Below are 25,636 nucleotides of genomic sequence, written 5' to 3'. Positions count from 1 at the left end.
GGAGCTGCCGATGGACCGCTACGTCTGCGTGCACGGCCACTTCTACCAGCCACCACGCGAGAACCCCTGGCTCGAGCAGGTCGAGCAGCAGGACTCGGCGTGGCCGTTCCACGACTGGAACGCGCGCATCACCGCGGAGTGCTACGGGCCCAACACCTCGGCCCGGATCCTCGGTGACGACGGGCGCATCGAACGCCTGGTCAACAACTACGCCCGCATGAGCTTCAACCTCGGGCCGACGCTGCTGGCCTGGATGGCCGACCACGCCCCCGAGGTCCACGCCGGCATCGTCGAGGCCGACCGGCGCAGTGCCCAACGTTTCGGTGGCCACGGCTCGGCGATGGCGCAGGTCTACAACCACGCCATCCTGCCGCTGGCGAACGCCCGCGACCAGCAGACCCAGGTCGTGTGGGGCCTGTACGACTTCGAGCGCCGCTTCGGCCGGCCCGCCGAGGGCATGTGGTTGGCCGAGACCGCCGCCGACACCGCGTCGTTGGAGGCGCTGGCGGCCCACGGCGTGCGCTTCACCGTCCTGTCGCCCTACCAGGCCGCCGCCGTTCGGCCGCTGTCGGGTGCCGCGTCGGGTCCCGGCACCACCGCGGACACCGCGGACACCGCCGACACCGCCGACGTCGCGGCCCGCGTGGCTGGCGCGGACGCCGCGGCCGGCTGGACCGACGTGACCGGCGGCCGGGTCGACCCCACCCGCCCCTACCGGGTCCGACTGCCCTCGGGCCGCAGCATCGACGTGTTCTTCTACGACGCGCGGGTGTCCCAGGCGGTCGCCTTCGAGGGCCTGCTGTACTCCGGCGACCGGCTCGCCGAGCGGCTCCTGCACGCCTTCGGCGACCGCGAGGGCCAGCAGCTGGTCCACATCGCCACCGACGGGGAGAGCTACGGCCACCACCACCGGCACGGCGAGATGGCGCTCGCCCACGCCCTGCACCGGCTGTCCAACACCGACGGCGTGCGCCTGACCAACTACGGCGAGTACCTCGAACGGTTCCCGCCCACCGTCGAGGCCCGCATCGTGGAGAACAGCTCCTGGAGCTGCGCCCACGGCATCGAACGCTGGCGTTCCGACTGCGGGTGCACCAACGGCGAGACCGGTGGGCAGCAGGCCTGGCGCGGACCGCTGCGCGAGGCGCTGGACTTCCTGCGTGACGAGGTCGGCCCCGCCTTCGAGACCACCGCCGCCCGGTACCTGTCGGATCCGTGGCACGCCCGCGACCGCTACGTGGAGGTCGTACACGACCGCTCCCCCGCGCACCTGCGGGCCTGGCTCGGGCGCCACGCGAGCCGGCCGCTCGACGAGGACGCGACCGTCGAGGTGCTGCGCCTGTTCGAGCTCCAGCGCCACGCGATGCTGATGTACACCAGCTGCGGCTGGTTCTTCGACGAGCTCTCGCGCATCGAGACCGTGCAGATCCTCGCCTACGCCGCGCGGGTGATCGAGCTCGCCGAACAGGTGCTCGACCTGCCCGAGCTCGAGGAGCAGTTCCTGGTGCGCCTGGCCAAGGCGCCGAGCAACCTGCCGCAGTTCGGGGACGGCCGCAACGTCTACGAGCAGCTGGTGCGCCCGACGCGGTCGAACTTCCGCAAGGTCGCGGCCCACTTCGCCATCAGCGGTCTGTTCCGCACCTACGGGCGCACGGAACGGGTCGGCTGCTACGAGGTCGAGCGGGTCGACGAGCACGTCTCCGAAGCCGGCCGCGCGAAGGTCGGCTACGGCCGGATCACCGTGCGCTCCACCGTGACGCGGGCCGAGAACGCCTACGAGTACGGCGTGATGCACTTCGGCGACCACAACGTGCTGTGCGGCGTGCGGGCCGCGGGGTCCGACCCCGCCTACGCCGCCATGTGCGACGACCTCGCCGCGGCGTTCGACGAGGCGAACTTCCCCGACACCATCCGCACCCTCGACGAGCACTTCGGACGTGACGCGTACTCGTTGCGCGACCTGTTCCGCGACGAGCAGCGGCGCCTGCTCGAGACCGTGCTCGACTCGACGCTGGCCGACGTGGAGAACACGTACCGCTCGATCTACCGCGGGCGCGCCCCGCTGATGCGGTTCCTGGCCGGCATCGACGCCAAGGTGCCGCCGGCCCTGCGCAGCGCCGCCGAGGTGGTCGTCAACGCCGAACTGCGCGAGGCACTCTCCAACGGTGACCCGGACCCGTCGCACGTGCAGTCGCTGATCGAGGAGGCGGAACGGTTCTCGGTCGCCCTCGACGCCGACGGACTCGCCCACGCCTTCGGTGAGCTGCTGGACCGGGTCACGCTGGTGGTGGCGCGCGCCGTCGACGACGACGCGACGTTCGGCGTGTTCGGTCCCGAGCAGGTCCGGGTGTTCACCCGGTTGTCGACGCTGCTCGACATCGCCGAGACGTTGCCGTTCGACGTCGACCTCGCCGCGGCGCAGAACCTCGCCTGGCGGGTGCGTCGGGAACGGCGCGAGGGGCTCGACCGACGCGCCGCCGACGGCAACGAGACCGCGCGCACCTGGATCGACGCGATCGACCGCTTCACCGAACGGCTCGGTTTCGCCCTGGCCTGACCGCGCCGGACCCGGGATCCTCGCCGTGTCCGGTGGGGACCTCGGAGCTCGCCGGTGCACGCCCGGCGACGACCAGCAGCACGAGACTCGCGCCGCCGGCGAGGGCGAAGGCGGCCGGCAGGCCCACGGCCCCGGCGACCGCCCCGGCCAACGGCGTGGCGACCGCCTGGCCGGCGCCGAGGGCCAGGAAACAGGCCCGGACGCCCACCGTCGCGTCCGGCCAGGTGGCGACCGCCCACAGGATCCCGAGCCCGGTGAGCGCCATGAAGGCGGCGCCGAAGGCACCGGCCGACACCAGCGCGGCCACGACCGGAACCTGCGGCAGTGCGAGCACCGTGAGCGCGACCAGCCACGGGACACTCCACCAACGGATCGCCGCCGGCAGGCCACGCCGACGCGCGGTCACGCCGGCCGAGCCTCCCAGCAGTCCGCTCACGCCGAGCAACACCCAGAACCCGACCGACCACGCCTCGGCGAGCCCGGCCTCGAGGACCCGCTGGCGGGCGAAGGTCCAGTAGGGCGCGCTCGTCGCGCCGAGGACGAACGACGCCACGAGCAGTCCGACGGCGGCACCCGACGGTGACCACCGGCGCGTCGAAGCGTCGGCCCGGGCCGGGACCGGCGCGGCGTCGTCGGGCTCGGTGTCGTCCGGCTCGACACCGTCCTGCAGGGCGCGGACGGTCGCGGACGCGACGAGGGCGGCGACCGCCGCGAACACCAGCCAGGTCTGCCGCCAGGCGGCGCCGCACAGCACCGCCGGCGCGGACACGGCGAGCCCGAGACTCGTCCCGCTGTTGACCCAGGTCTGGGCCGCCGACCGGCGCGCGGCCGCCACCCGGCGGGTCACCACCTGGGCGAGGGCGGGTGAGGCGAGCCCGCTGCCGAGCCCCGCGACCGCGACCGCCGCGCCGAGGGTGACGGCCCCCACGCTGCCGGCGACGGCGGCCAGCCCGACCGCGCTGGCCGCGGCGGCGCCGGCCGCGACCGCTCGCGGGCCGAGACGGCGCACGCAGCGGGGTGCGGCCACCAGACCGACGCCGTACCCCATGTGCGAGAGCCCGCCCACCACGCCGAGCGCCGTCGAGGACAACGCCAGTGCCTCGGCGAACCGGGGCACGAACAGCCCGTAGGCATACCGCCCGAAGCCGTAGGTGACGGCGATGACGGCGAGTCCGGCCAACAGGACCGGACGGTCGGTGCGTCGCATGCCGGACCGCCTCTCCACGACCGGTCACGGTCGTTGCGTCGACAACCCCAATAGACCGATCGGTCTACTTGGTGGCGGTTACGCTACGGACCATGACGACCCGGCGCAACGCGGCTCCCACGACACCTCGACCGGTGCCCCGTCGGCGTCTGCTCGACGCTGCCGACGAGCTGTTCTACGCCCACGGCATCGTCAACACGGGCGTCGACGCCCTGCTGAAGCGGGCCGGGGTCGCCCGCAAGAGCCTCTACGACCAGTTCGGGGGCAAGGACGGGCTGATCGTCGCCTACCTGCAGGAACGCGACGAGCGCTGGCAGCAGCACCTCGAACGCGTGATCACGGCGACCCCCGACGCCGACGGCCGCCTGCTGGCGGTGTTCGACGCGCTCGAGCAGTGGGATCCGTCACCGCACCGACGACGCGGCTGCGCCTTCCTCGACGCCCTGGTCGAGGTCGCCGACCCCGACCATCCCGCTTCCGCGGCGGTGGCCGACCACTGGCGGACGTTACGCACCCGGCTGACCGAACTGGCGTCCGAGGCCGGCGTCGCGGACGCGGCCGCGCTGGCCGAGGAGCTCGAGCTGCTCTACCGCGGGGCGCTGACGACGCTGATGACCGAACCGGCCGCGCCCGCCGTCGCCCGCGCCCGCCGCCTGGCCGCCGCACGGCTCGCCACGGCCCCGCGGGCCGGCACCTGACCCGAGGACACCGCGCGCGCCGCGAGGCGGGGGTCGGACGGCGGCCGCCGGGGGTGGCGGCACCCGACGTCGCCGCGCAGACTCGCGCGGCCATCCCGCTGTCCACGCGAGCCCGGAGTCGCCCGGTGTCCCACCACGCCCACCACGACCACCTCGGCGCCACCGCGCTCGACGACGGCTCGACCCGCTTCCTGGTGTGGGCGCCGGACGCCGAACGCGTCGAGGTCGTCCTCGCCGAGGGCGAGCGCGTCGAGCCCCTGACGGCGACCGACCGCGGCTACCACGAGGCGGTGGTGTCCGGCGTCGGCCCGGGCGACACCTACCGGCTGCGTCTGCACCGGCCCGACGAGGAGCCGGTGGACCGCAACGACCCGGCCTCGCGGTGGCAACCCGAGGGACTGCACGGCCCGTCCGCGGTGGACGACCCGCACCACGACTTCACCGACGACGGCTGGGTCGCGCCGCCGCTGCACGAACAGGTCCTCTACGAACTGCACGTCGGCACGTTCACGCCCGAGGGCACCTTCGACGCGATCGTCCCCCGCCTGGGCGACCTGCGGGAGCTGGGCGTCACGGCGATCGAGCTGCTGCCCGTCTGGCAGTTCCCCGGCGAGCGCAACTGGGGCTACGACGGCGTCCTGCCCTACGCCGTGCAGCACTCCTACGGCGGGCCGGCCGGCCTGCGACGCCTGGTCGACGCGGCGCACGCGGCCGGGATCTCGGTCGTGCTCGACGTCGTCTACAACCACTTCGGGCCGGAGGGCAACCACCTGCCCGAGTTCGGGCCGTACCTGACCGACCGCTACGACACCCCCTGGGGTCAGGCCGTCAACGTCGACGGCCCGCACAGCGACGCCGTCCGGCGCTACTTCGTGGAGAACGCGGTCCGCTGGGTGCGCGAGTTCCACGTCGACGGGCTGCGCCTCGACGCGGTGCACGCGATCCCCGACCAGTCCGCGGTGCACCTGCTCGAGGAGCTCGCCCGCGAGGTCCACGCCGAGGCCCGTCGGCTGGGGCGTTCGGCGTTCCTGGTCGCCGAGTCCGACCTCGCCGACCCACGCCTGGTCCGCTCCCCCGACCTCGGCGGTCACGGTCTCGACGGGCAGTGGCTCGACGACGTCCACCACGCCCTGCACGTCGCCTTCACCGGCGAACAGACCGGCTACTACGAGGACTTCGACGGCCTGGTCGACCTGCAACGCGCCCTGCGCGACCGCTACGTGATGGCCGGCCGCTACTCACCGCACCGGCAGCGCACCGTCGGGCGCTCCGGGCGCGACGTCCCCTACTTCCGCTTCGTCGCGTGCACGCAGAACCACGACCAGGTCGGCAACCGCATGCTCGGTGAGCGCCAGAGCCACCTGCTCGAGCCCGGGCAACTGCGGGCGTCCGCCGGCGCGCTGCTGCTCGCGCCGTTCACCCCGATGCTGTGGATGGGGCAGGAGTACGCCGAGACCGCCCCGTTCCAGTACTTCGTGTCGCACACCGACCCGGAGCTGGTCGAGGCGGTCCGCACCGGCCGGCGCCGCGAGTTCGCCTACTTCGCCGACCAGGGCGAGGCACCCGACCCGCAGGCGACCGAGACCTTCGAGCGCAGCCGGCTCGACTGGTCGCGGCGCGACGCCGACGGGCACGCGACCGTCCTGGCGCTGTACCGCGAGCTGCTGCGGTTGCGGCGGGAGCTTCCGGCGCTGACCGCGCCCGACGCCGACGAGGCCACCTCGACACTGCACGCGGCACAGACGCTGTCCTGGCGACGCGGCCGTGCGTCGGTCCCGGCCGACGACGTGATGGTCGTCGTGCACGCCGGCGACGACGCCGTCGAGGTCCCCCTGCCGCCCGACGCGGCGTGGGAACTGGTGCTCGACACCGCCGAGACCCGTTTCGACGGTCCCGGTGGGGTCGTGGTGCGCGACGGTGTGCTGCACCTGCCCGGTACGGCCACCGCACTGCTGCGTCGGGCCTGAACACCGGGCACGAGGGCCGTCGCCCGGCGCTGGGCACCGGCCGGAGCGCCCGGACGTACGGACCGGCACGGCGGGCGGATGGACGTTCGGCGGCCTTCCCGGGCGTCCCGGCGTGCCGGCACCCGTCAAGATGCTTGACGTCGTCGGACGACGACGCGTTCCGTGATTCCACGGTGCGATCGATGGTGAGGACGACCGCGTGACGCTCGAAATCTGGCCCGGACAGCCGTACCCGCTCGGGGCGACCTACGACGGGTTCGGAACCAACTTCGCCCTCTTCAGCGAGGCGGCGGAGAAGGTCCAACTGTGCCTGTTCGACGAGGACGACGAGGAACGCTGCGTCGACCTCAACGAGGTGACCGGGCACGTCTGGCACGCCTACCTGCCCGCGATCGGCCCCGGTCAGCGCTACGGCTACCGGGTGCACGGCCCCTACGACCCGGCGCAGGGGCTGCGCTGCAACCCGAACAAGCTGCTGATCGACCCCTACGCCAAGGCCGTCGACGGTGAGTTGCAGTGGGGGCAGCCGGTGTTCGGCTACACGTTCGGCGACCCCGACGGACCGATGAACACCGAGGACAGCGCCCCCTACGTGCCGCGCAGCGTCGTCGCCAACCCGTTCTTCGACTGGGGCGAGGACCGCCATCCGCGGGTCCCGATGCACAAGTCGGTCATCTACGAGGTGCACACCAAGGGCCTGACGCAGCTGCACCCGGACGTGCCCGAGTCGCAGCGAGGCACCTACGCCGGGTTGTCGCACCCGTCGGTGATCGAGTACCTGCAGGACCTCGGGGTGACCGCGGTCGAGTTGCTGCCGGTGCACCGCCACGTCCCCGAGTCCGACCTCGTCGAGCGCGGCCTGACCAACTACTGGGGCTACAACTCGATCGCCTATCTCGCCCCGCACGACGGCTACGCGTCGGGCAGCGCCGAGCAGGCCGTCACCGAGTTCAAGCAGATGGTCAAGACCCTGCACCGGGCGGGCATCGAGGTCATCCTCGACGTGGTCTACAACCACACCGCCGAGGGCAACCACCTCGGGCCGACCCTGACGCTCAAGGGCATCGACAACGCCGCCTACTACCGGCTGGTCGACGACGACCCGCGCTACTACATGGACTACACCGGCACCGGCAACTCCATGAACATGCGCCACCCCCACGTGCTGCAGCTGATCATGGACTCGCTGCGCTACTGGGTCAACGAGATGCACGTCGACGGGTTCCGGTTCGACCTCGCCTCCACGCTCGCCCGGGAACTGCACGACGTCGACCGGCTGTCGACCTTCTTCGAGGTCATCCAGCAGGACCCGGTCATCAGCCAGGTCAAGCTCATCGCCGAGCCGTGGGACGTCGGCGAGGGCGGCTACCAGGTCGGCAACTTCCCGCCGCTGTGGTCGGAGTGGAACGGGATGTACCGCGACACGATCCGCGACTTCTGGCGGGGTGAGTCCGCGACCCTGCCCGAGTTCGCCTCCCGGCTGACCGGCAGCTCGGACCTCTACGAGTCCGACACCCGGCGTCCGGGCGCCTCGATCAACTTCGTCACCGCCCACGACGGCTTCACCCTCGCCGACCTCGTGGCCTACAACGACAAGCACAACGAGGCCAACGGCGAGGGCAACCGGGACGGCACCGACGACAACCGCTCGTGGAACTGCGGGGTCGAGGGGCCGACCGACGACCCGGACGTCCTCGCGCTGCGTGCCCGCCAGCAACGCAACTTCCTGACCACCCTGCTGCTGAGCCAGGGCGTGCCGATGCTGCTCGGCGGGGACGAGATCGGCCGGTCGCAGGGCGGCAACAACAACGCCTACTGCCAGGACACCGACATCTCCTGGTTCGACTGGGAGACCGTCGACACCGAGCTGCTGGCCTTCACGACCGGGCTGATCGAGCTGCGACGCGACCATCCGGTGTTCCGCCGGCGTCGCTGGTTCCAGGGTCGCCCGCTGCGCGGCGAGGAGATCGACGACATCGGCTGGCTGACGCCGGACGGCAACGAGATGGACGACGACGACTGGGACGCGAGCTTCGCGAAGTCGTTGCAGGTGTTCCTCAACGGCCATGGGATCCCGAGCCCCGATCCGCGCGGGCAGCAGATCGTCGACGCATCGTTCCTGATCCTGTTCAACGCCAGCGACCAGACCATCGAGTTCACCCTGCCGCCCGCCGCCTGGGGCGAACGTTGGCAGGTGGCGGTGGACACCGCCGCGAAGGTCCTGCCCGAGTCCGGGGAGATCCTGCCCGCGAGCGGCGCCTGCAAGGTGCTCGGACGCGGCATCGTGGTGCTGCGGGAGCTCGAGGCGTGAGCGGGCGGCACGTTCCGACCGGCACCTACCGGCTGCAACTCCATGCCGGCTTCCCGTTCACCGCGGCAGCCGACGAGGTGCCCTACCTCGCCGAGCTCGGGGTGTCGCACCTCTACCTGTCCCCGTCGCTGCAGGCGGCACCCGGCAGCACCCACGGCTACGACGTGGTCGACCCCGGCCGGCTCAGCGACGAGCTCGGCGGCGACGCCGGCTTCGCGCGTCTCGCCGACGCGTGCCGGTCCCACGGCCTGCACCTGGTGCTCGACCTGGTCCCCAACCACGTCGGGTTGGTCAGCCCGGCCAACCCGTGGTGGGTGGACGTGCTGCGCCACGGTCCCGACAGCCGCTACGCCGACCACTTCGACATCCGATGGCAGCGACGCGGCGACGGCCCGCCACAGGTGCTCGTCCCCCACCTCGGTCAGCCGCTCGAGGTGGAGCTCACCGAGGCCGACGACCTGCGTCTGTCCCACGAGCCGGCCGGCGACGACCCCGAGGACGGCTATCAGGTCGTCTACCACGAGCACGCCTGGCCGGTCCGCCCCGGTTCGCTCGCGGCGGTCGGTCACGACCCGGCCGACGTCGCGGGCACCCTGGCCGCCTTCGATCGCGACCGGGGGCGGCTGTTCTCCCTGCTCGGGCAGCAGCACTACCGACTGGTGCACTGGCAGCGGGCCAACCGCGAGCTCAACTACCGCCGCTTCTTCGACATCACCACGCTCGGTGGTCTGCGGGTCGAGGACCCCCAGGTCTTCGACGACGCCCATCGCCGGGCCCTGGAGCTGATCGCCGACGGCATCGTGACCGGGCTGCGCATCGACCATCCCGACGGCCTGTACGACCCGCTGGGCTACTTCGCCCAGCTGCGCGAGGCCGCGCCAGACGCCTGGATCGTGGTCGAGAAGATCCTCGAGGCCGACGAGCCGCTGCGCGCCGACTGGCCCGTGGACGGCACCACCGGGTACGAGTTCGCCAACGCGGTGCTCGGCCTGTTCGTCGAGCCGGGCGCCGCCGAGGTGCTCGACGAGCTCTACGGCCGGCTCGCGGCCCGCGACGGCGACCTCGAGGCGACCGAGTACGCCGCGATCGTGCAGCGCGCCAAGCACCGGGTCCTCGATCACCTGCTCGTCGCCGAGTTCGACGGCCTGTGCACCGCCTTCGCCGACCTGGCCCGCCAGGCCGGCGTGGTCGCCGAGCCCGACGAGCTGTCCGCGGCCCTGCGTGCGGTCGTGGTCGCCTTCCCGGTCTACCGCACCTACGTCCGCGCCGAGCTCGCCTCGGTCGCGGACCTCGATCGCCGCTACGTGCGGGCCGCGGTCGCGCGGGCACGCGCCGGGCACCCGGAACTCGACGAGGCGCTGGACCTGCTCGAGGAGGTGCTGCTGCTCGACCAGGTCGGGGTCGGGACCACCGAGTTCGTCATGCGCTTCCAGCAGCTCACCGGCCCGGCGATGGCCAAGGGCGTCGAGGACACCGTCTTCTACCGCTACCTGCGCTTCGCGGCGGTCAACGAGGTCGGTGGTGACCCGAGCTCGCTCGGCACCGAACTGGCCGCGTTCCACGAGGCCAACCGACGACGCCAGCGTGACTGGCCCACCAGCATGCTGTCCACGTCGACGCACGACACCAAGCGCAGCGAGGACGTGCGCGCACGACTGGCGGTCCTCTCCGAGGTGCCCGACCTGTGGGTGCGTGCGGTCGAGGAGTGGTTCACCCTCACCGAACGGCACCGCGGTGCACGTGGCCCGGCTGCGGTCCACGAGTACCTCACCCTGCAGACCCTGTTGGGCGCCTGGCCGATCACCGCCGAGCGTGCGGTCACCTATCTGCACAAGGCCGCCCGTGAGGGCAAGCAGTACACGGACTGGATCGAGACCGACGCCGCCTACGAGGCGGACCTCGAGGCGTACGTCCGGGGGCTGCTCGACGACGACGAGGTGACGACCGCGCTCGACACGCTGCTCGAGCGGGTGCGTCCCGCCGGCCGGCTGACCTCCCTGTCGCAGACGCTGCTCAAGCTGACCTCCCCGGGCATCCCGGACGTCTACCAGGGCACCGAGCGCTGGGACCTGTCGCTGGTCGACCCGGACAACCGCCGTCCGGTGGACTTCGACGGTCACCGGGAGCTGCTCAAGGAACTGCAGGCGGACGCGCATCCGGTGGAGCTGTTGAGCCGGATGGACGAGGGCGCCGCGAAGCTGTGGGTCACCCACGTGGCGCTGCGACTCCGACGCGAGCAGCCGGCGGTGTTCGGTGCCGACGGCGACTACGCCCCGTTGTGGGCCGACGGTCCGCGCGACCGGCACGTGGTGGCCTTCCTGCGCGCCGGTCGGGTCGCGACCGTCGCACCCCGTCTGGTGATGGGGCTCGGGGGCCGGTTCGAGAACTGGGACTGGCAGGGGACGTCGCTGACACTGCCGACCGGCACCTGGCGCTGCCGCCTGACCGGCCAGGTCGTCGACGGCGGCCGCCCGGTCGCCCTGGCCGAGATCCTGACCGCCTTCCCGGTCGCCCTGCTGGTCCGAGACGAGGACGCCTGATGGCCGATGCCGCCCGAGACGACGTGGAGCACCCCGGCCCGCAGCGCCGCACCGACGAGGAGCGGCGTCGCACCGGCGGCCGTTCCGTCGAGCCCGACGGCTGGGGCATCGTGACCGCGTACGAGGACGCGTTCGGCGCCTGGGCCGAGGTCCCGGCCGAGACGCGTGACGCGCTGGTCCGGGCCATGGGCGGCGACCCGGCCGAGGACCGACCGCCGCAGGTCGACGCGGTCCTGGTCGTGCGCGTGGGCGAGACGGTGTCCGTGCCCGGCGCCGTGGAACTGCGCCTGGAGGACGGCACGCAGCGAACGCTCGAGGGCAGCGTCCCCGACGACGTCCCGACGGGCTACCACGACCTCGTGGTCGAGGGCCGGGACACGCCGCGGCGACTCATCGTCAGCCCCGGCCGCTGCCACCTGCCCGACGACCTGGTCGGTTGGGGCTGGTCGGTGCAGTTGTACGCCGCGCGGTCCGCCGGCAGTTGGGGCATCGGTGACTTCGCCGACCTGCGCCACCTCGCCAGCTGGTCGGCCGACCTCGGCGCCTCGACGATGCTGATCAACCCGCTCGACGCGGTGACGCCCGTCGCCCCGCGCGAGACGAGCCCGTACTACCCCACCTCCCGCCGGTTCCTCGACCCGATCTACCTGCGCCTCGACGAGGTGCCCGGGGCGAGCGACCTCGAGGGCTTCGACCGGCTCGCGGACGACGGGCGCGCCCTCACCGACGACCGGCCCATCGACCGCGACCGGGTGATGGCCGCCAAGCTGGAGGTGCTCGAGCGGTTGTGGCGCGAGGGTGACGGGTGCGGGGACGAGGACGAGTTCCTGCGCTTCGCCCAACAACGCGGCGAGGCCCTGGCGGTCTTCGCCACCTTCTGTGCGCTCGCGGAGCACCACGGGACCGGCTGGCGCCAGTGGCCGGCCGAGCACCGGCACCCCGCCAACGAGGCGGTCGGCACGTTCTCCCGGGAGCACGCCGACCGGGTCCGCTTCCACTGCTGGCTGCAGTGGTTGTGCGACGAGCAGCTGCGCTCCGCCGGTGCGCCGCTCGCGTTGCTCGGGGACCTGCCCATCGGTGCCGACCCCGACGGCGCCGACGCCTGGGCGTGGCAGGACGTGCTCGCGACCGGTGTGAGCGTCGGCGCGCCGCCCGACGAGCTCGGCCCCCAGGGACAGAACTGGACGCTGCCGGCGTTCGTGCCCTGGAAGCTCGAGGCTGCCCGCTACGAACCGTTCATCGACATCGTCCGGGCGGCGCTGCGGCACGTCGGCGGTCTGCGGATCGACCACGTCCTGGGCCTGTTCCGGATGTTCTGGATCCCCCCGGAGGGCACCGCCGCGGACGGCGCCTACGTCAAGATGCCGACCGACGACCTGTTCGACATCCTCGCGCTCGAGTCGCAGCGCGCCGGCGCCTTCGTGGTCGGCGAGGACCTCGGCACCGTCCCCGAGGGGGTCCGCGAGGAGCTCGACGACCGCGACGTGCTGCGCTACCAGGTGTGGTGGTTCGAACAGGACCCGCTCGAGGACTGGAGCGAGAAGGCGCTCGCGTCGGTGTCGACGCACGACCTGCCGACGGTGGCGGGCGTGTGGAGCGGCGATGACGCCCGCATGCAGGCCGCACTGGGGCACGAACCCGACGAGGAATGGCACGCGACCCTGCGCGAGCGCATCGTCGAGGCGACGGGCGTGCCCGCGGACGCCTCCGCCGCCGAGGCCGTGGTGGCGCTGCACCGTCATCTGGCGTCCGCCCCCAACCAGCTCGTGCTGGCGCAGCTCGACGACGCGGTCGCCGCGCCCCACCGCCCCAACGTGCCGGGCACGGACCGCACCGCCCGGCCGGAGAACTGGGCACTGCCCCTGCCGGTGCGCCTCGAGGACCTGCCGGAGCACCCGACCGTGCAGGCGGTGAACACCGCCATGTCCCACGGTCGCTCGCAGGCCGCGGGCCGGACCCCGCGCGACTGACCCGCCAGGCGGTCCAAGCGCGGGACGGCGCACCGGCGGCGTTCCGGTGCGGTTCGGTCGTGCGCTGCGCGTCCGGGGTCCGGACAACTCGGACAGGGCAGTTGACGACACCGGCCCCGTCCGGAAGAACTACGCCTTCCTGGGGATGAGCTGGGGGGAGAGCCCGGCCGACGCCCCGCCAGCGCGGCCGTCCCCGACGGTCGCTCGGGACCACCGGTCGGGAGTGCCCGGTGGGCCCACGAGGCGGTCGGAGAGACGGCCGCGAGAGAAGGCACCTGCCCATGCGACACAAGCGGCCGTACTGGCTGGTGGCCGGGCTCACCCTGGCCATCTCCCCCTTGACGGCGATGCCCGTCACGGCATCCCCGGCGACGGACCCGTCACCGGCGACGTCGTTCCTCACCGGACCCAACACCGGCGACCCGGACGACATCGCGATCGAGCACCTCCGGCGCGAGGCGGCCACCTATGGCCTCACCGCCGCCGACCTGACCGAACTGACCGTCCGCTCGAGCTTCACCAGTGCCGCGAACGGTGCGACGCACGTCAACCTCAACCAGCAGCACCAGGGCCTCGAGGTGTTCGGCGCCGACACGACCGTGACGATCGCGGCCGACGGCGCCGTGGCCTACGTCGGTGGGACGTCGGTCAGCGGGCTGCACCCGGCGCCGGGGGGCGCCGCCGGCCTCGACGCCCCGGAGGCCGTCGAGGCGGCCGCCGACGCCCTGGATCTCGACGAGCCCGAGGGCCTGCGCACGCTGCAGCGGCGCCGTAGCGGCGACACGCCCGAGGTGGTCCTCACCGACGGCGGCATCTCCGACGAACCGATCACGGCGCGGCGCGGCTGGCACCCGACCGAGCAGGGCCTGCGTCCGGCCTGGCAGGTCGTGATCGACGACGCCACCGACGTCCACCTGTGGAACGCCACCGTCGACGCCGCGACCGGTGACCTGCTCGACGTCGACGACTGGACCGTCGTCCACGACGAGCACGAGCTGGCCGACCGCCTGCAGCAGCCAGCCGACCAGACCGCGGCAGCGGCGGCGCGCCTGTCCGCCGGCCACCGCCCGGGGGCGACCACGTTCGTGTCCGGCGACCCCGTCCGTGACGGGTCGTCCTACCGGATCTTCCCCGGCGAGAGCCCCGACGACGGCGACCGTGTCGTGTCGACCGAGCCGGCCGACGGCACCGCGTCCCCGTTCGGGTGGCACGACGTGTCGGGCACGCCCGAGCCGGACTACACCATCACCCGCGGCAACAACGTGCACGCCTACACCGACCGCGACGCCGACAACCAGCCCGACCCGGGCAGCGAGCCCGACGGTGGGCCGGGTCTGACGTTCGACGACCCGATCGACCTCGGCGAGCACCCGCAGAACGCCACCGAGGCGGCGCTCACCAACCTGTTCTGGTGGTGCAACGTCAGCCACGACCTGTTCCATCTGTACGGCTTCGACGAGCCGGCCGGCAACTTCCAGGTCAACAACTACGGCCGTGGCGGCGTCGGCGGCGACGACGTGCGCTGCGAGGGCATGGACGGCTCCGGCCAGAACAACGCCAACTTCTCCACCCCGGCCGCCGACGGTGGACGGCCTCGGATGCAGACCATGATCGAGTTCGGGTCGGGGCTGCCCAACGCGGTGACGATCGACGCCGGACCGGCCGCGGGCACCTACCTCGCCCAGTACGCCCGGTTCACGCCGGCGCCGACCTCGACCGGCACCGCCGGGGCGCTCCACCTCGTCGACGACGGCGTCGGCGCACCCAACGACGGCTGCCAGCCGTACACGTTGCCGGCGGGCGCCATCGCCGTGGTCGACACCACCACGGCCTGCACCAACCACACCCAGGCCCGCAACGCCGAGTCGGCGGGTGCCGCGGCGGTGGTCGTCGTGCACACCGCGGCGACGCCGGCGCTGATGACCGGGTCGATGAACCCGCGCGTGAACATCCCGGCGATCCGCGTCGGGGCCAACGACGGTGCCACCATCAAGGCCGCGCTCGCCGACGGTCCGGTGGCCGGCTCGGTGCACCGCAACCTCGACCGCCCACCGATGCGGGTCGGTGACCTCGACGTCGCGACCATCATCCACGAGTACGGCCACGGCGTGTCGCTGCGCCTGACCGGCGGGCCCGGCGTGAACTGCCTGAGCGGCAACGAACAGGCCGGCGAGGGCTGGAGCGACTTCTTCGCGCTGGTCGCGCTGCTCGACGCCGAACTCGACGACCCCGAGGGCCCGCGCGGGATCTTCCCGTACGTGGTGTTCCAGCCGCCGCGGGCCGACGGTGCCGGGCTGCGGCCACGTCCCTACTCGCGCAACATGGAGATCCAGCCGTTCACCTACGACAGCATCAAGAGCGGTGGCTGGCTGAACGGCGGGTCGCTCTCGGCGCCCCACGGCATCGGTCACGGGTTCGCCGCGGTGATGTGGGACCTGACCTGGGACCTGATCGACGTGCACGGGTTCAACCCGAACCTGTACGACGACTGGTCGACCGGCGGCAACAACCTGTCGCTGCAGCTGGTGATGGACGGGCTCAAGATCCAGGGCTGCAACCCGGGTCTGCTCGACGTGCGCGACGCCATCATCGTCGCCGACGAACTACTGACCGGAGGGGACAACGCCTGCACGCTGTGGTCGACCTTCGCCCGGCGCGGGTTCGGCTACCGCGCCGAGCAGGGCACGACCAACCGCAACGACAACACCGAGGCGTACGACACCCACCCGGACTGTCTGCGGCCGCTGCTGAGCCCGGTCTCCACGACCGCGCTCGACGACCGCGACGCCGGCGCGACGGTGCCGGTGCGCTTCGACCTGGGTCGCAACCAGGGCCTGGACGTGTTCGCGAGCAACGCGCCGTACTCACGCCAGGTCGACTGCGACACCCGGCAGGTCGTCAGCCAAGGCGAGCACGTCACGCCGCGTGCCGTGCCGGTGACCACCGGCAGCCCCGGCAAGACCGGTCTGTCGGTCAACGCGCGCGGCGTCTACCACTACCTGTGGCAGACCGAGGCGGCGTGGGTCGGAACCTGCCGTGAGCTGGTGGTGACGATGCGGGACGGCACGCAGTACCGCGCCGTGTTCCGGTTCGTCTGACGCACGCAGAAGGCGGTGACGCCGGGTCCGGAAGGTGGATCCCGGACCGGCGTCACCGCCTGGCGCCTGGTGATCGGGGTCAGCGCCCCGAGGGAATGATCACCGGCGGCCATCGTGCCGCTGGGTCAGCCGCGCCCCCGACCGGTCGCGACGTACGCGACGCACTGGCCCTGGTTGGGGAAGGCCGGGTAGCGGTAGGTCGACCAGTTGCGGTTGCGGCAGTCCGCCGCCCGCTCGGGCCGGGCGAAGACGCCGATGGTCCGAGCGGTCTCGGCGAAGCCGTCGGGACCGGTGAACACGCGCTGGCCCCACCAGGTCGGTGTCGTGACGTCGAAGTCCTCGACCAGGTCGAGGTACTCGACCCCGCCGCTGTTGCCGCTCCAGGACCAGGCGATCCAGCCCAGGCCCAGCCGTCGGGTCTCGGCCAGGATCGCGTCCTCGTCCGGGTTGCCGTCGGAGTGGTCGTGGCCGAACTCGCCCACGACCAGCGGCAGCTGCCGCTCGACGAAGCCCTCCAGGTAGGTGGTGATCCGCGCCGCGTCCGCGTACACGCCGTACATGTGGATCGAGAACACCGTGTTGCGGTGCGGGTCCGCGGCGAAGACCTCGTCGGCCTGCTCGAACATGGTCCAGGACCAGTCCTGGCCCCAGTTGGGTGCGTCGACCATCAGCAGGTGGTCGAAACCGGCTGCTCGCAGCCGCTGGATCGCCTCGCTGGTCTCCGCGGCCCAGACCTCGCCGACCTCGGGCTGGTTGCCGAACGGCTCGTTGCCGATGTTGACGATGACGACGTCCTCACGGCCCTCGAGGGCGGGCTGCACCTCGAGCCACCAGTCCACGGCCTCGGCCAGCGTCGACGCGTCCGGCGACGCCCACTCGTCGCCGTAGCCGGTCGTGTCGTGGACCTCGAGCACGCAGACCAACTGGTTGGCGATGCAGGCGTCCACGACCTCGGTGACGCTGTCGACGTCGTCGTAGCCGTAGCCCTGGCGTCCGTTGCTCAGCACCACGCGCACGGCGTTCGCCCCGGTCGAGGCGATGGCCGCGAACTGCTCGGCCGGGTCGTAGGTGTGCGAGTACCAGGTGTGCGGGTAGCTGAGCCCGCGCAGCAGGACGTCGTCACCGTTGGCGTCGGCGATGCGGCCCTGGTCGGTGACGGTGAAGCCGCCACCCGGTTCGCTGGCGCCCGGCGGTCCGGCATGCGCCGGTGGTGCTGCCGAGGCCGGCCCCGCGGCCAGCGTCAGCGGCAGGGCGGCCGCGGCCAGCGCGGCCAGCCAACGCCGGCCGGTCGGTGCCGTGCGATTCTCCCGGGTCATGTGTTCTCCCTCACTCGTGTCCGTTGCGCTCTGCGGCTTCGCCGGTCAGTTCCGGCAGGTCGTTGACCGCGCGCAGCACGGGTCGGCGCACCACGGCGTCGGCGTGCTCGGCCTTCGCGCCGCGGATCGTGAGCTCGCGGGTCTCGCCGGGCAGCAGCGTCAGCAGCAGGTCCGAGGCGACCGCGTCCGCCGGCAGCGGGCGACCGTCGAGGGTCAGCCGGTCCGGGAACACGGCGAGGTCACGGACGAAGCTGTTGGCCGTGATCCGCAGCCGCAGCCCGTCGTCGACCACCTCGACCTCGGTGTCCCACGCGGCGGGCGGGTAGGCGAGCTCGGTGTCGCGGGTCCAGTACCAGCTCGTGCGCCCGTGGCCGTCGGCGTCGACGAGCAGTACCTCGCGCCGCTCGTCGTGTGCCACGGCGAGCTCGTCGGCGAGCCGGGCCCGACCGACCCCGGTCGCCGGTGCGGCGAGCTCGACCTTCGACTCGGCCAGCACGGTGCCGTCGAAGCGCACCCGCCGCACCACGACCCCGGCCTGCCAGTCCTCGGGCTGGTCGTTGATCGCCACCAGCGCCAGACCGTCGGTGTCGGGCTGGACGACCACCCGCCGGGGCGCGAACGCGTCGCGCAGGGCGTACCACAGCGGCTTGAGCCGCTCGTCGCTGTCGACCGCCGCCCACGAGACGACCGGCCAGCAGTCGTTGAGCTGCCAGACGACCGCGCCCGAGCACCGCTCGAGCGCCCGCAGGTGGTCCACACCGACGGTGAGCGCCCGGGCCTGGTTGAGCTGCGCGAGCCACAGCCAGTCGTCACCCGAGGCGACCTCCGGGAAGTGCTCCGCGAGTCCGCGCCGCAGTTTGTGCACGCCGTTCTCGGCCCGCAGGTGGTGGACGACGGCCTCGTTGTCCAGGGTCAGCTCCCCGTCCGGCACACCGTGACGCATCGTGGCGTGCGTGGCCGGACCACAGAAGCCGAACTCGGCCACGAACGCCGGCTCCCGGTCGCGGTAGTGCAGGTAGTCCTCGTCGTTCCACACGTTCCAGATGTGCGACACGCCCTGCGCGTCGTCGTTGGGGTGCACCGCGAGGTCCCCGGAGGTGGGGCTGCCCGGCAGGTACGGGCGCGTCGGGTCGAGCTCGGCCACGATCGCCGGCAGGGTCTCGTAGTAGTAGGTGCTCCCCCAGGGGCGGTCGCCGAGGACCTCCTGCCAGCCCCAGTCGTGCCAACCCCAGGTGCACTCGTTGTTGCCGTTCCACAGCACCAGCGACGGGTGGGTGGACCGCTCGGCGACGGCCTCGCGCGCCTCGGCCTCGACCTCGGCGCGGAACGCGTCGGTCTCCGGGTACGCGGCGCAGGCGAACAGGAAGTCCTGCCACACCAGCACGCCGGTCGCGTCGCAGTGCTCGTAGAAGTCGGGCGACTCGTAGATGCCACCGCCCCAGACGCGCAGCAGGTTGGCGTTGGCGGCGATCGCCTGGTCGATGCGACGGGCGTAGCGGGCGGCGTCGACCTCGGAGGGGAACGGCGTGTCGGGGATCCAGTTGAAGCCACGCACCGGGATCCGCTGGCCGTTGACGGTCAGCTGCCAGCCGGTGCCGACGGCGTCGGGCTCCTCGACGACCTCGACGGTGCGGAAGCCCACGCGGCGCTCGGCGCGGTCGACCACCTCGTCGCCGGCGAGCAACTCGACGCTCACGTCGTAGCGGGCCTGCTCACCGAAGCCGATCGGCCACCACGGGCGCACGTCGTCGACGTCGAGGGCGACCACGCCGTGCTCGGCGTCCACCGGCGCCTCGGCGGTGCGGCCGTCGACGGTGACGCGCACCCGCAGGTCCGCCTCGCCGCCGGTCCGGGCCACGTCCACGGCGAGCTCGAGGTGACCGGTCGTGTCGACGAGGGTGGCCAGCGGACGCACCGAGGCCAGTCGTGCCGTCGACCACGACTCGAGCGCGATCGGCCGCCAGATGCCGGCCGTGACGAACACCGGCCCCCAGTCCCAGCCGAAGTTGCAGGCCATCTTGCGCACGTAGGGGTAGTGGACCGCCTCGGTGGCCGGCAGCAGACCGACCTCGTCGCGGACCCGGTCGACCTCGTCGTGGACGGGCAGGAACACCACCTCGAGGTCGTTGTCGCCCTCGCGCAGGCGATCCGTGACGTCGAAGCGGTGGGTGCGGTGCATGTTGCGGGTGGCCCCGAGCAGCTCGCCGTTGAGCCGCACCTCGGCGACCGTGTCGAGCCCCTCGCACACGAGCTCGACCCGCTCGGCCCCGTCGGGCTGCCAGGCCACGGTGGTGGCGTACGACCAGGTCGAGCGGCCGATCCAGTGCTGGTCGTGCTCGCGCAGGCCGACGACGGGGTCGTCGATACGCCCGTCGCGCAGCAGGTCGGTGTGGACGGTGCCGGGCACGACCGCGGCGACCGGACGGTCGTCGAAGCCGGCGGGCGTGCCCTTCCCGGGCGTGCGCAGGCGCAGCTGCCAGCCGTCGCTCAGCTCGGTGCGGGTTCGGGTAGATGCGGTCGACATGGAGGCCTCGGGAACGGCAGGAATGCGGGGCGGGGGGCTAGGGACGGGGGGTCAGCCGGTCTGCTGGCGGTGGGCGGCGAGCAGGTCGCGGTACCAGCGGCCGCTGGCCTTGACGGTGCGCTCGAGCGTGTCGTAGTCGACGCGCACGATGCCGAACCGCTTGGCGTAGCCGTAGGCCCACTCGAAGTTGTCCATCAGTGACCAGGCGAGGTAGCCGGCGACGTCGACCCCGGCGTCGATCGCGTCGGCGACCGCGGCGAGGTGGTCGGCGAGGAACTGCTGCCGGTCGGCGTCCTGGACGACCCCGTCGGCGTCGACGTCGGCGTCGGGGAACGCCGCGCCGTTCTCGCAGATCAGGATCGGCGGGACCGGCCACTCGGCGTGCAGGCGCTGGAGCAGGTCGCGCAACCCGTGCGGTTCGATGCCCCAGCCCATCTCGGTGGTCGGTTCGGGCGGGGCGAGCCAGTCGACGTGCTCGGAGCCGGGGTGGGCCGAGTCGTAGGTCGGCTCGCCCTCGCCGGCCTGCACGTGGTGCTGGCTGTAGTAGTTGACCCCGAGGACGTCGAGCGGCTGGGCGATGCGCTCGAGGTCACCGTCGTGCACGGTGTCGCCGGCGCGGAAGCGCTCGTGCAGGTCGAGGACCTCGTCGGGATAGCGGCCGAGCAGCGTGGTGTCGAGCCACAGCCGGTTCTGCAACGCGTCGATGGTGGCGGCGGCGCGGCGGTCGGCCTCGTCGTCACCGGAGGCGATCACGCCGTAGAGGTTGGGCACGATGCCGAAACGGTGGTCGTCCCCGGCGGCCTGCTCGCGCATGGCCGCCACGGCGTCGCCGTGCGAGAGCAGCAGGTGGTGAGCGGCCCGGAACGCCGCCCGCGGATCGGTCAGGCCGGGTGCGTGCCGGCCGAGGCCGTAGCCGAGGAACGACGCGCACCAGGGTTCGTTGTGGGTCGTCCAGGTCCGCACCGCGTCGCCGAGGTGGTCGTGGACGATGGTCGCGTAGCGCGTGAAGGCGTCGACGACGTCACGGTTGGCCCAGCCGCCGCGGTCCTGCAGCGCCTGCGGCAGGTCCCAGTGGTAGAGGGTGACGACCGGTTCGATGCCCGCGTCGACCAGCGCGTCGACCAGCCGACGGTAGAACGCGAGCCCGCGCGCCTCGATCTCGCCGTCGCCGTCAGGGACGATGCGCGGCCACGCGATCGAGAACCGGTAGGCCGACAGGCCGAGGTCCGCCATCAACGCCACGTCCTCGCGGAAGCGGTGGTAGTGGTCGACGGCGACGTCGCCGGTCTCGCCACCGGCGGTGCGACCGGGCGTGTGGCTGTAGGTGTCCCAGATCGAGGGCCCGCGACCGTCGACGTCGACGGCCCCCTCGATCTGGTACGAGGAGGTGGCGGCACCGAACAGGAAGCCGGAGGGGAAGCGGGCGGCGAGCGTCTCGACGCCGCTCGCGGTCGGGTGGGTCGTGGTCATGCGACGGCCTCCTTCGCGGCGGGGCAGGGATCGTCGGTGTCCATGGCGAAGCAGCCGACGTAGTGGCCGGGGAAGGCCTCGACCATCCCGGCGGGCGCGTCGCCGGGCGTGGCCTCGCGCTCGTGGTAGATGCAGCGGCCACGCAGCTCGGCCTCGCGGGCCGCCTCGACCGCCTCGACCTCGTCCCAGCGCTTGTCGAGCTGGGGCACGGATGCCAGCAGGTTGCGGGTGTAGGGGTGCAACGGGTCACCGAACACCGACTGGGTGACGCCACTCTCGACGACCCGCCCCCGGTAGAGGATCACCACGCGGTCGCTGACGTAGTTGCCCAGCGACAGATCGTGGGTGATGAACAGGATCCCCAGCCCACGTCCCTTGAGCTCGCCGAGCAGGTTGAGCACGTCGATGCGGGTCGACGCGTCGAGCATGCTGATGATCTCGTCGGCGACCAGCAGGTCGATGTCGAGCAGCAGCGCCCGGGCGATCAGCAGCCGCTGCAGCTGCCCGCCGGAGAGTTGGTGCGGGAACTTGCCCAGCACGTCGGCCGGCTCGAGGCTGACCGCCTTGATCGCGTCGTGCAGCTTCGCGCGCCAGTCGGCGTCGCTGACCTTGGGGAAGTACGACGAGCGCAGGGTCTCGTAGGTGCGGTCGATCTTGAAGATCGGGTTGTACGAGCTGAACGGGTCCTGGAAGACGCCCTGCGCCTGCCGGTAGTACTCGCGCAGCGCGCCGCGCTTGAGCCCGCCGACGTCGGTGCCCTCGAAGCGGATGGCCCCGTCGGTGGTCGAGATCAGCTTGAGCACCATGCGGCCCAGCGTGGACTTGCCCGAACCGGACTCCCCGATGAGCGAGACCACCTCGCCACGCTGGACGTCGAAGCTGACGTCGCGTACGGCGTGCAGTTCGTCGGTACCGAAGGTGCCGACCTTGTAGACCTTGTTGACGCGTTCGACGGTGAGCATCAGCCGATCACCGCCCAGCACGCGACCTGGTGGTTGGGCGCGACCTCGACGAAGGGTGGCGTCTCGATGCACTTGTCGTGCGCCAGCGGACACCGGTCACGGAACCGACAGCCCGTGGGTGGATCGAGCAACGAGGGGGGTCGCCCCGGGATGCCCTCGAGCTGGCGTTCCTCGTAGCGGACCCCCACCTCCGGCAGCGCGCCGATCAGCATCTTGGTGTAGGGGTGCAGCGGTTGCTCGATGATGGTGTCGGTCGACGCCTTCTCGGCGAGGTGGCCGGCGTACATCACCATGATGGTGTCGGCGATCTGGTACAGGACCGAGATGTCGTGGGTGACCACGATCATGGAGCGGACGAACCCGCGGTCGCGGAACTCGACCAGCGCCCGCGCCACGGCCTTCTGGCTGGAGACGTCGAGTGCGGAGGTGACCTCGTCACCGATGAGCAGCGACGGGTCGAGCAGGGTCGAGAGCACCAGCACCATGCGCTGCTTCATGCCGCCCGACAGCTCGATCGGATAGCGCTCGAGGACGTCGGTGGACAACCCCACGAGCTCGACACGGCGTTCGAGCTCCGGACGGATCTCCTCGAAGCTCTCGCCGCGCGACTCGAGCAGTTCGCGGACCATGCGCCCGATCTTGCGGGTCGGGTTCATGGCGCTCATCGCGTACTGCGGGATGAGCGAGACGTCCTTGAACCGGTGCTTGCGCATGGCCTTGTCGTCGCCGATCGGCAGCTCGCGACCGTCGAGCTGCACCTTGCCGCCGACGTGACGCATCCGGCTGTCGAAGCGGATCAACGACTTGCCGAGCGTGGTCTTGCCGCAGCCGGACTCGCCGGCGAGTCCCATGATCTCGCCGTCGTCGATGCGGAACGAGGCGCCGTCGAGCGCCCGGACGCTGCCCCGCATGGTGTGGTAGTGGACCCGGAGGTCGTCGACCTGGAGGCTCATGTCACATCTCCCGCAGCTTGGGGTTGAACACCTCGTCGAGCCCGACGTTCATGATGTACAGCGCCCCGACGATGGCCGTGATGCCGGCACCGGGCGGGACGAACCACCACCACAGGCCGAGGTAGAGCGAGCTCCACTGCATGGCCTGGTTCATCATCAACCCGAGCGAGATCGCGTTGGTCGGTCCGAGCCCGATGAAGTCGAGCGCCGCAGCCGTCAGGATCGACCCGCCGAACAGCAGCACGAAGGTCATGAACAGGTACGAGTACATGTTCGGCGCGACCTCGCGCCGGATGACGGTGCGGGTGGGCAGCCCCGACAACTTGGCGAGGTCGACGAAGTCGCGGCTGCGCAGCGAGAAGGTCTGGGCCCGCACGGCGCGGGCGACCCAGGGCCAGCTGAACAGGCCGATGTAGAGCGCCTGCATCGGCACGCTGCGCACGCCGAGGTAGGCGTTGATGATGATCAGCACCACGAAGCCCGGGATGACGAGCACGATGTTGGTGAGCATGCTCAGCAGCTCGTCGATCCACCCGCCGCGGTAGCCGGCCACGAAGCCGATCGTCATCCCGACGGCTGCCGCGACCCCGCCGCCGAGCAGGCCCACGACGTAGGTCGAGCGCAGACCGGCGACGAACTGCACGAACACGTCCTGGCCGAACATCGTGGTGCCGAACCAGTACTCGGCCGACGGCGGCAGCTGCGGTGCGGCCACGTAGTCGGTCGGTCCGTGGTCGAACATCGCCGGTCCGACCAGACCGAGCACCAGCAGACCGAACACGACGATCAGCGCGCCGATCACCTTCGGGTTGCGCAGCGCGAAGTACAGCGTCTCGCGCTTCCGCCCCGCGACGACCACCCCGTCGCTGAGCGCGCCCGGGTAGGCCGGGTCCGGCGCCGCCTGGGGCGACTCGGGCAGATCCGAGCCACCCTCGACGTGCTCGCCCTCGACGGGCTGGTCGCGGTCGCTCTGCTGGTCGCCGGAGACCGGCTGGCTGCCGTTGGTCGTACGGCCGGAAGAGGTCTCGGACCTGCTCATGCGGTCGCCCCCTGCAGTCCGGTCCGGGTCCGTGGGTCGACCAGGACGTAGACGATGTCGATGACGAAGTTGGCCGCGAGCACGCCGATCACGACGAACAGCAGCGTGCCCTGCAGCAGGAAGAAGTCCTGGTTGTTGATGGCCTGCAGGATGAGGTTGCCGATGCCCGGGTAGGCGAAGACGACCTCGGTGACCAGTGCGCCACCGATGATGACGCCGAGCTGCAACGCGAGCCCGGTGATCTGCGGCAGCAGCGCGTTGCGGAACGCGTAGCGCCGCACGAGCTTGGCCGGCGCGCCCAGCGCGTCGAGGTAGTTGGCGTAGTCGGCCTCGAGCTCGTAGATCACGAGGTTGCGCATGCCGATCGCCCAGCCACCGAGCGCCACCAGGAACAGCGACAGGAACGGCAGGAACCAGTGCTGGAGCAGGTCCCAGACGAATGCCCAGCTCAGCGAGGGACGCAGGCCGAAGCTGTAGCCGCCGGCTACGGGGAAGAAGCCGCCGACGACCCCGAGGCTCCAGGCGAGCAGGATCGCCAGCCACATGTAGGGCGTGGCCGTGAGCAGGTAGCCCACCGGCAGGGCGGTGTTGTCCAACCACTTGTTGCGCGCCGCCATGGCGCCGACCTTGTTGCCCACGATCCAGCTGAGCAGGATGGCCGGCAGCATCAGCGCGAGCGTGTAGGGCACGGCGCGCATGATCACCTCGCCGACCGGGGTCGGGAACAACCAGATGCTCACGCCGAGGTTGCCCTGCAGGATCTCGGTCCAGTAGTTGAGGTACTGCTGCCAGACCGGCAGGTCGAAACCGAAGATGTTGTTGTAGTAGTCGCGCATCGGCTCGATCGACTGCGGGTGCGACACCGCCGCGCGGGTCAGCATCCGCTGCACGGGGTCACCCGGCATCAGCCGCGGGATCACCCAGTTGAGCGTGACGGCGACGAAGAACGTCAGGCCGTAGATCAGTGACTTGCGGGCGAAGTACTTGCCCATGGCGACCACTCCCCTTGGTCGGCCCGGCGCCG

General features: G+C 71.9%; 15 protein-coding genes. 7 read left to right on the top strand and 8 right to left on the bottom strand.

Annotated features, from left to right (window positions below):
• The first annotated feature begins 10 nt into the window (after positions 1–10).
• A complete protein-coding gene (locus tag ELR47_RS05350) occupies positions 11–2,557 on the top strand; it encodes a DUF3536 domain-containing protein (RefSeq protein ID WP_130648953.1) in 2,547 nt (848 codons plus the stop codon).
• Here the strand turns inward: ELR47_RS05350 and ELR47_RS05345 are convergent.
• On the bottom strand, positions 2,526–3,764 hold the full coding sequence (locus tag ELR47_RS05345) for an MFS transporter (protein WP_130648952.1): 1,239 nt from the start codon (positions 3,762–3,764) through the stop codon (positions 2,526–2,528). The genes ELR47_RS05350 and ELR47_RS05345 overlap by 32 nt on opposite strands.
• Positions 3,765–3,898: 134 nt before the next feature.
• On the opposite strand from ELR47_RS05345, the gene ELR47_RS18610 reads away from it, so the two are divergent.
• The 6 genes from ELR47_RS18610 (at position 3,899) to ELR47_RS05315 (ending at position 16,348) form a co-directional block, all read left to right on the top strand.
• The gene (locus tag ELR47_RS18610) at positions 3,899–4,462 is read left to right on the top strand and encodes a TetR/AcrR family transcriptional regulator (protein WP_188584429.1); all 564 of its coding nucleotides are present in this window, start codon (positions 3,899–3,901) and stop codon (positions 4,460–4,462) included.
• 125 nt (positions 4,463–4,587) lie between these two features.
• Positions 4,588–6,429 carry a malto-oligosyltrehalose trehalohydrolase gene (gene treZ, locus ELR47_RS05335; RefSeq protein ID WP_165403860.1) on the top strand — a complete coding sequence of 614 codons (1,842 nt, stop codon included), beginning with the start codon at positions 4,588–4,590 and terminating at the stop codon, positions 6,427–6,429.
• Between the two features lie 199 nt (positions 6,430–6,628).
• Positions 6,629–8,740 carry a glycogen debranching protein GlgX gene (glgX, locus tag ELR47_RS05330; RefSeq protein WP_205745461.1) on the top strand — a complete coding sequence of 704 codons (2,112 nt, stop codon included), beginning with the start codon at positions 6,629–6,631 and terminating at the stop codon, positions 8,738–8,740.
• A complete protein-coding gene (treY, locus tag ELR47_RS05325) occupies positions 8,737–11,280 on the top strand; it encodes a malto-oligosyltrehalose synthase (RefSeq protein ID WP_130648948.1) in 2,544 nt (847 codons plus the stop codon). The genes glgX and treY overlap by 4 nt, the downstream gene beginning before the upstream one ends.
• Positions 11,280–13,250 carry a 4-alpha-glucanotransferase gene (gene malQ, locus ELR47_RS05320; protein ID WP_130648947.1) on the top strand — a complete coding sequence of 657 codons (1,971 nt, stop codon included), beginning with the start codon at positions 11,280–11,282 and terminating at the stop codon, positions 13,248–13,250. Before treY ends, malQ begins: the two co-directional genes overlap by 1 nt.
• Positions 13,251–13,531: 281 nt before the next feature.
• Complete coding sequence (locus ELR47_RS05315; RefSeq protein ID WP_205745460.1) at positions 13,532–16,348, top strand: M36 family metallopeptidase; 2,817 nt, start codon at positions 13,532–13,534, stop codon at positions 16,346–16,348.
• A 125-nt stretch (positions 16,349–16,473) separates the two neighbouring features.
• Here ELR47_RS05315 and ELR47_RS05310 read toward each other — a convergent pair whose 3' ends face one another.
• The 7 genes from ELR47_RS05310 to ELR47_RS05280 all read right to left on the bottom strand — a co-directional run bounded on the left by ELR47_RS05310 (position 16,474) and on the right by ELR47_RS05280 (position 25,604).
• A complete protein-coding gene (locus ELR47_RS05310; protein WP_130648946.1) occupies positions 16,474–17,664 on the bottom strand; it encodes a glycoside hydrolase family 5 protein in 1,191 nt (396 codons plus the stop codon).
• Positions 17,665–17,674: 10 nt separating this feature from the next.
• A complete protein-coding gene (locus ELR47_RS05305; RefSeq protein WP_130648945.1) occupies positions 17,675–20,188 on the bottom strand; it encodes a glycoside hydrolase family 2 protein in 2,514 nt (837 codons plus the stop codon).
• A 51-nt stretch (positions 20,189–20,239) separates the two neighbouring features.
• Positions 20,240–21,658 carry a GH1 family beta-glucosidase gene (locus ELR47_RS05300; protein ID WP_130648944.1) on the bottom strand — a complete coding sequence of 473 codons (1,419 nt, stop codon included), beginning with the start codon at positions 21,656–21,658 and terminating at the stop codon, positions 20,240–20,242.
• A complete protein-coding gene (locus ELR47_RS05295) occupies positions 21,655–22,620 on the bottom strand; it encodes an ABC transporter ATP-binding protein (protein ID WP_130651230.1) in 966 nt (321 codons plus the stop codon). The genes ELR47_RS05300 and ELR47_RS05295 overlap by 4 nt, the downstream gene beginning before the upstream one ends.
• Complete coding sequence (locus ELR47_RS05290) at positions 22,620–23,573, bottom strand: ABC transporter ATP-binding protein (protein ID WP_130648943.1); 954 nt, start codon at positions 23,571–23,573, stop codon at positions 22,620–22,622. Before ELR47_RS05290 ends, ELR47_RS05295 begins: the two co-directional genes overlap by 1 nt.
• 1 nt (position 23,574) lies before the next feature.
• Positions 23,575–24,492 carry an ABC transporter permease gene (locus tag ELR47_RS05285; RefSeq protein WP_370469424.1) on the bottom strand — a complete coding sequence of 306 codons (918 nt, stop codon included), beginning with the start codon at positions 24,490–24,492 and terminating at the stop codon, positions 23,575–23,577.
• 116 nt (positions 24,493–24,608) lie between these two features.
• The gene (locus tag ELR47_RS05280; RefSeq protein WP_130648941.1) at positions 24,609–25,604 is read right to left on the bottom strand and encodes an ABC transporter permease; all 996 of its coding nucleotides are present in this window, start codon (positions 25,602–25,604) and stop codon (positions 24,609–24,611) included.
• Positions 25,605–25,636 lie beyond the last annotated feature (32 nt).

Source organism: Egicoccus halophilus, from assembly GCF_004300825.1.
Classification (GTDB): domain Bacteria; phylum Actinomycetota; class Nitriliruptoria; order Nitriliruptorales; family Nitriliruptoraceae; genus Egicoccus; species Egicoccus halophilus.
This window is presented reverse-complemented; position numbering and strand designations above follow the sequence as displayed.

Coding starts and splice junctions, on each gene's coding strand:
- ELR47_RS05300 (WP_130648944.1), bottom strand. CDS start 21,658: ATGACCACGACCCACCCGACCGCGAGCGGCGTCGAGACGCTCGCCGCC.
- ELR47_RS05350 (WP_130648953.1), top strand. CDS start 11: ATGGACCGCTACGTCTGCGTGCACGGCCACTTCTACCAGCCACCACGC.
- ELR47_RS05295 (WP_130651230.1), bottom strand. CDS start 22,620: ATGCTCACCGTCGAACGCGTCAACAAGGTCTACAAGGTCGGCACCTTC.
- ELR47_RS05290 (WP_130648943.1), bottom strand. CDS start 23,573: ATGAGCCTCCAGGTCGACGACCTCCGGGTCCACTACCACACCATGCGG.
- ELR47_RS05315 (WP_205745460.1), top strand. CDS start 13,532: ATGCGACACAAGCGGCCGTACTGGCTGGTGGCCGGGCTCACCCTGGCC.
- ELR47_RS05310 (WP_130648946.1), bottom strand. CDS start 17,664: ATGACCCGGGAGAATCGCACGGCACCGACCGGCCGGCGTTGGCTGGCC.
- ELR47_RS05345 (WP_130648952.1), bottom strand. CDS start 3,764: ATGCGACGCACCGACCGTCCGGTCCTGTTGGCCGGACTCGCCGTCATC.
- ELR47_RS05305 (WP_130648945.1), bottom strand. CDS start 20,188: ATGTCGACCGCATCTACCCGAACCCGCACCGAGCTGAGCGACGGCTGG.
- ELR47_RS05280 (WP_130648941.1), bottom strand. CDS start 25,604: ATGGGCAAGTACTTCGCCCGCAAGTCACTGATCTACGGCCTGACGTTC.
- malQ (WP_130648947.1), top strand. CDS start 11,280: ATGGCCGATGCCGCCCGAGACGACGTGGAGCACCCCGGCCCGCAGCGC.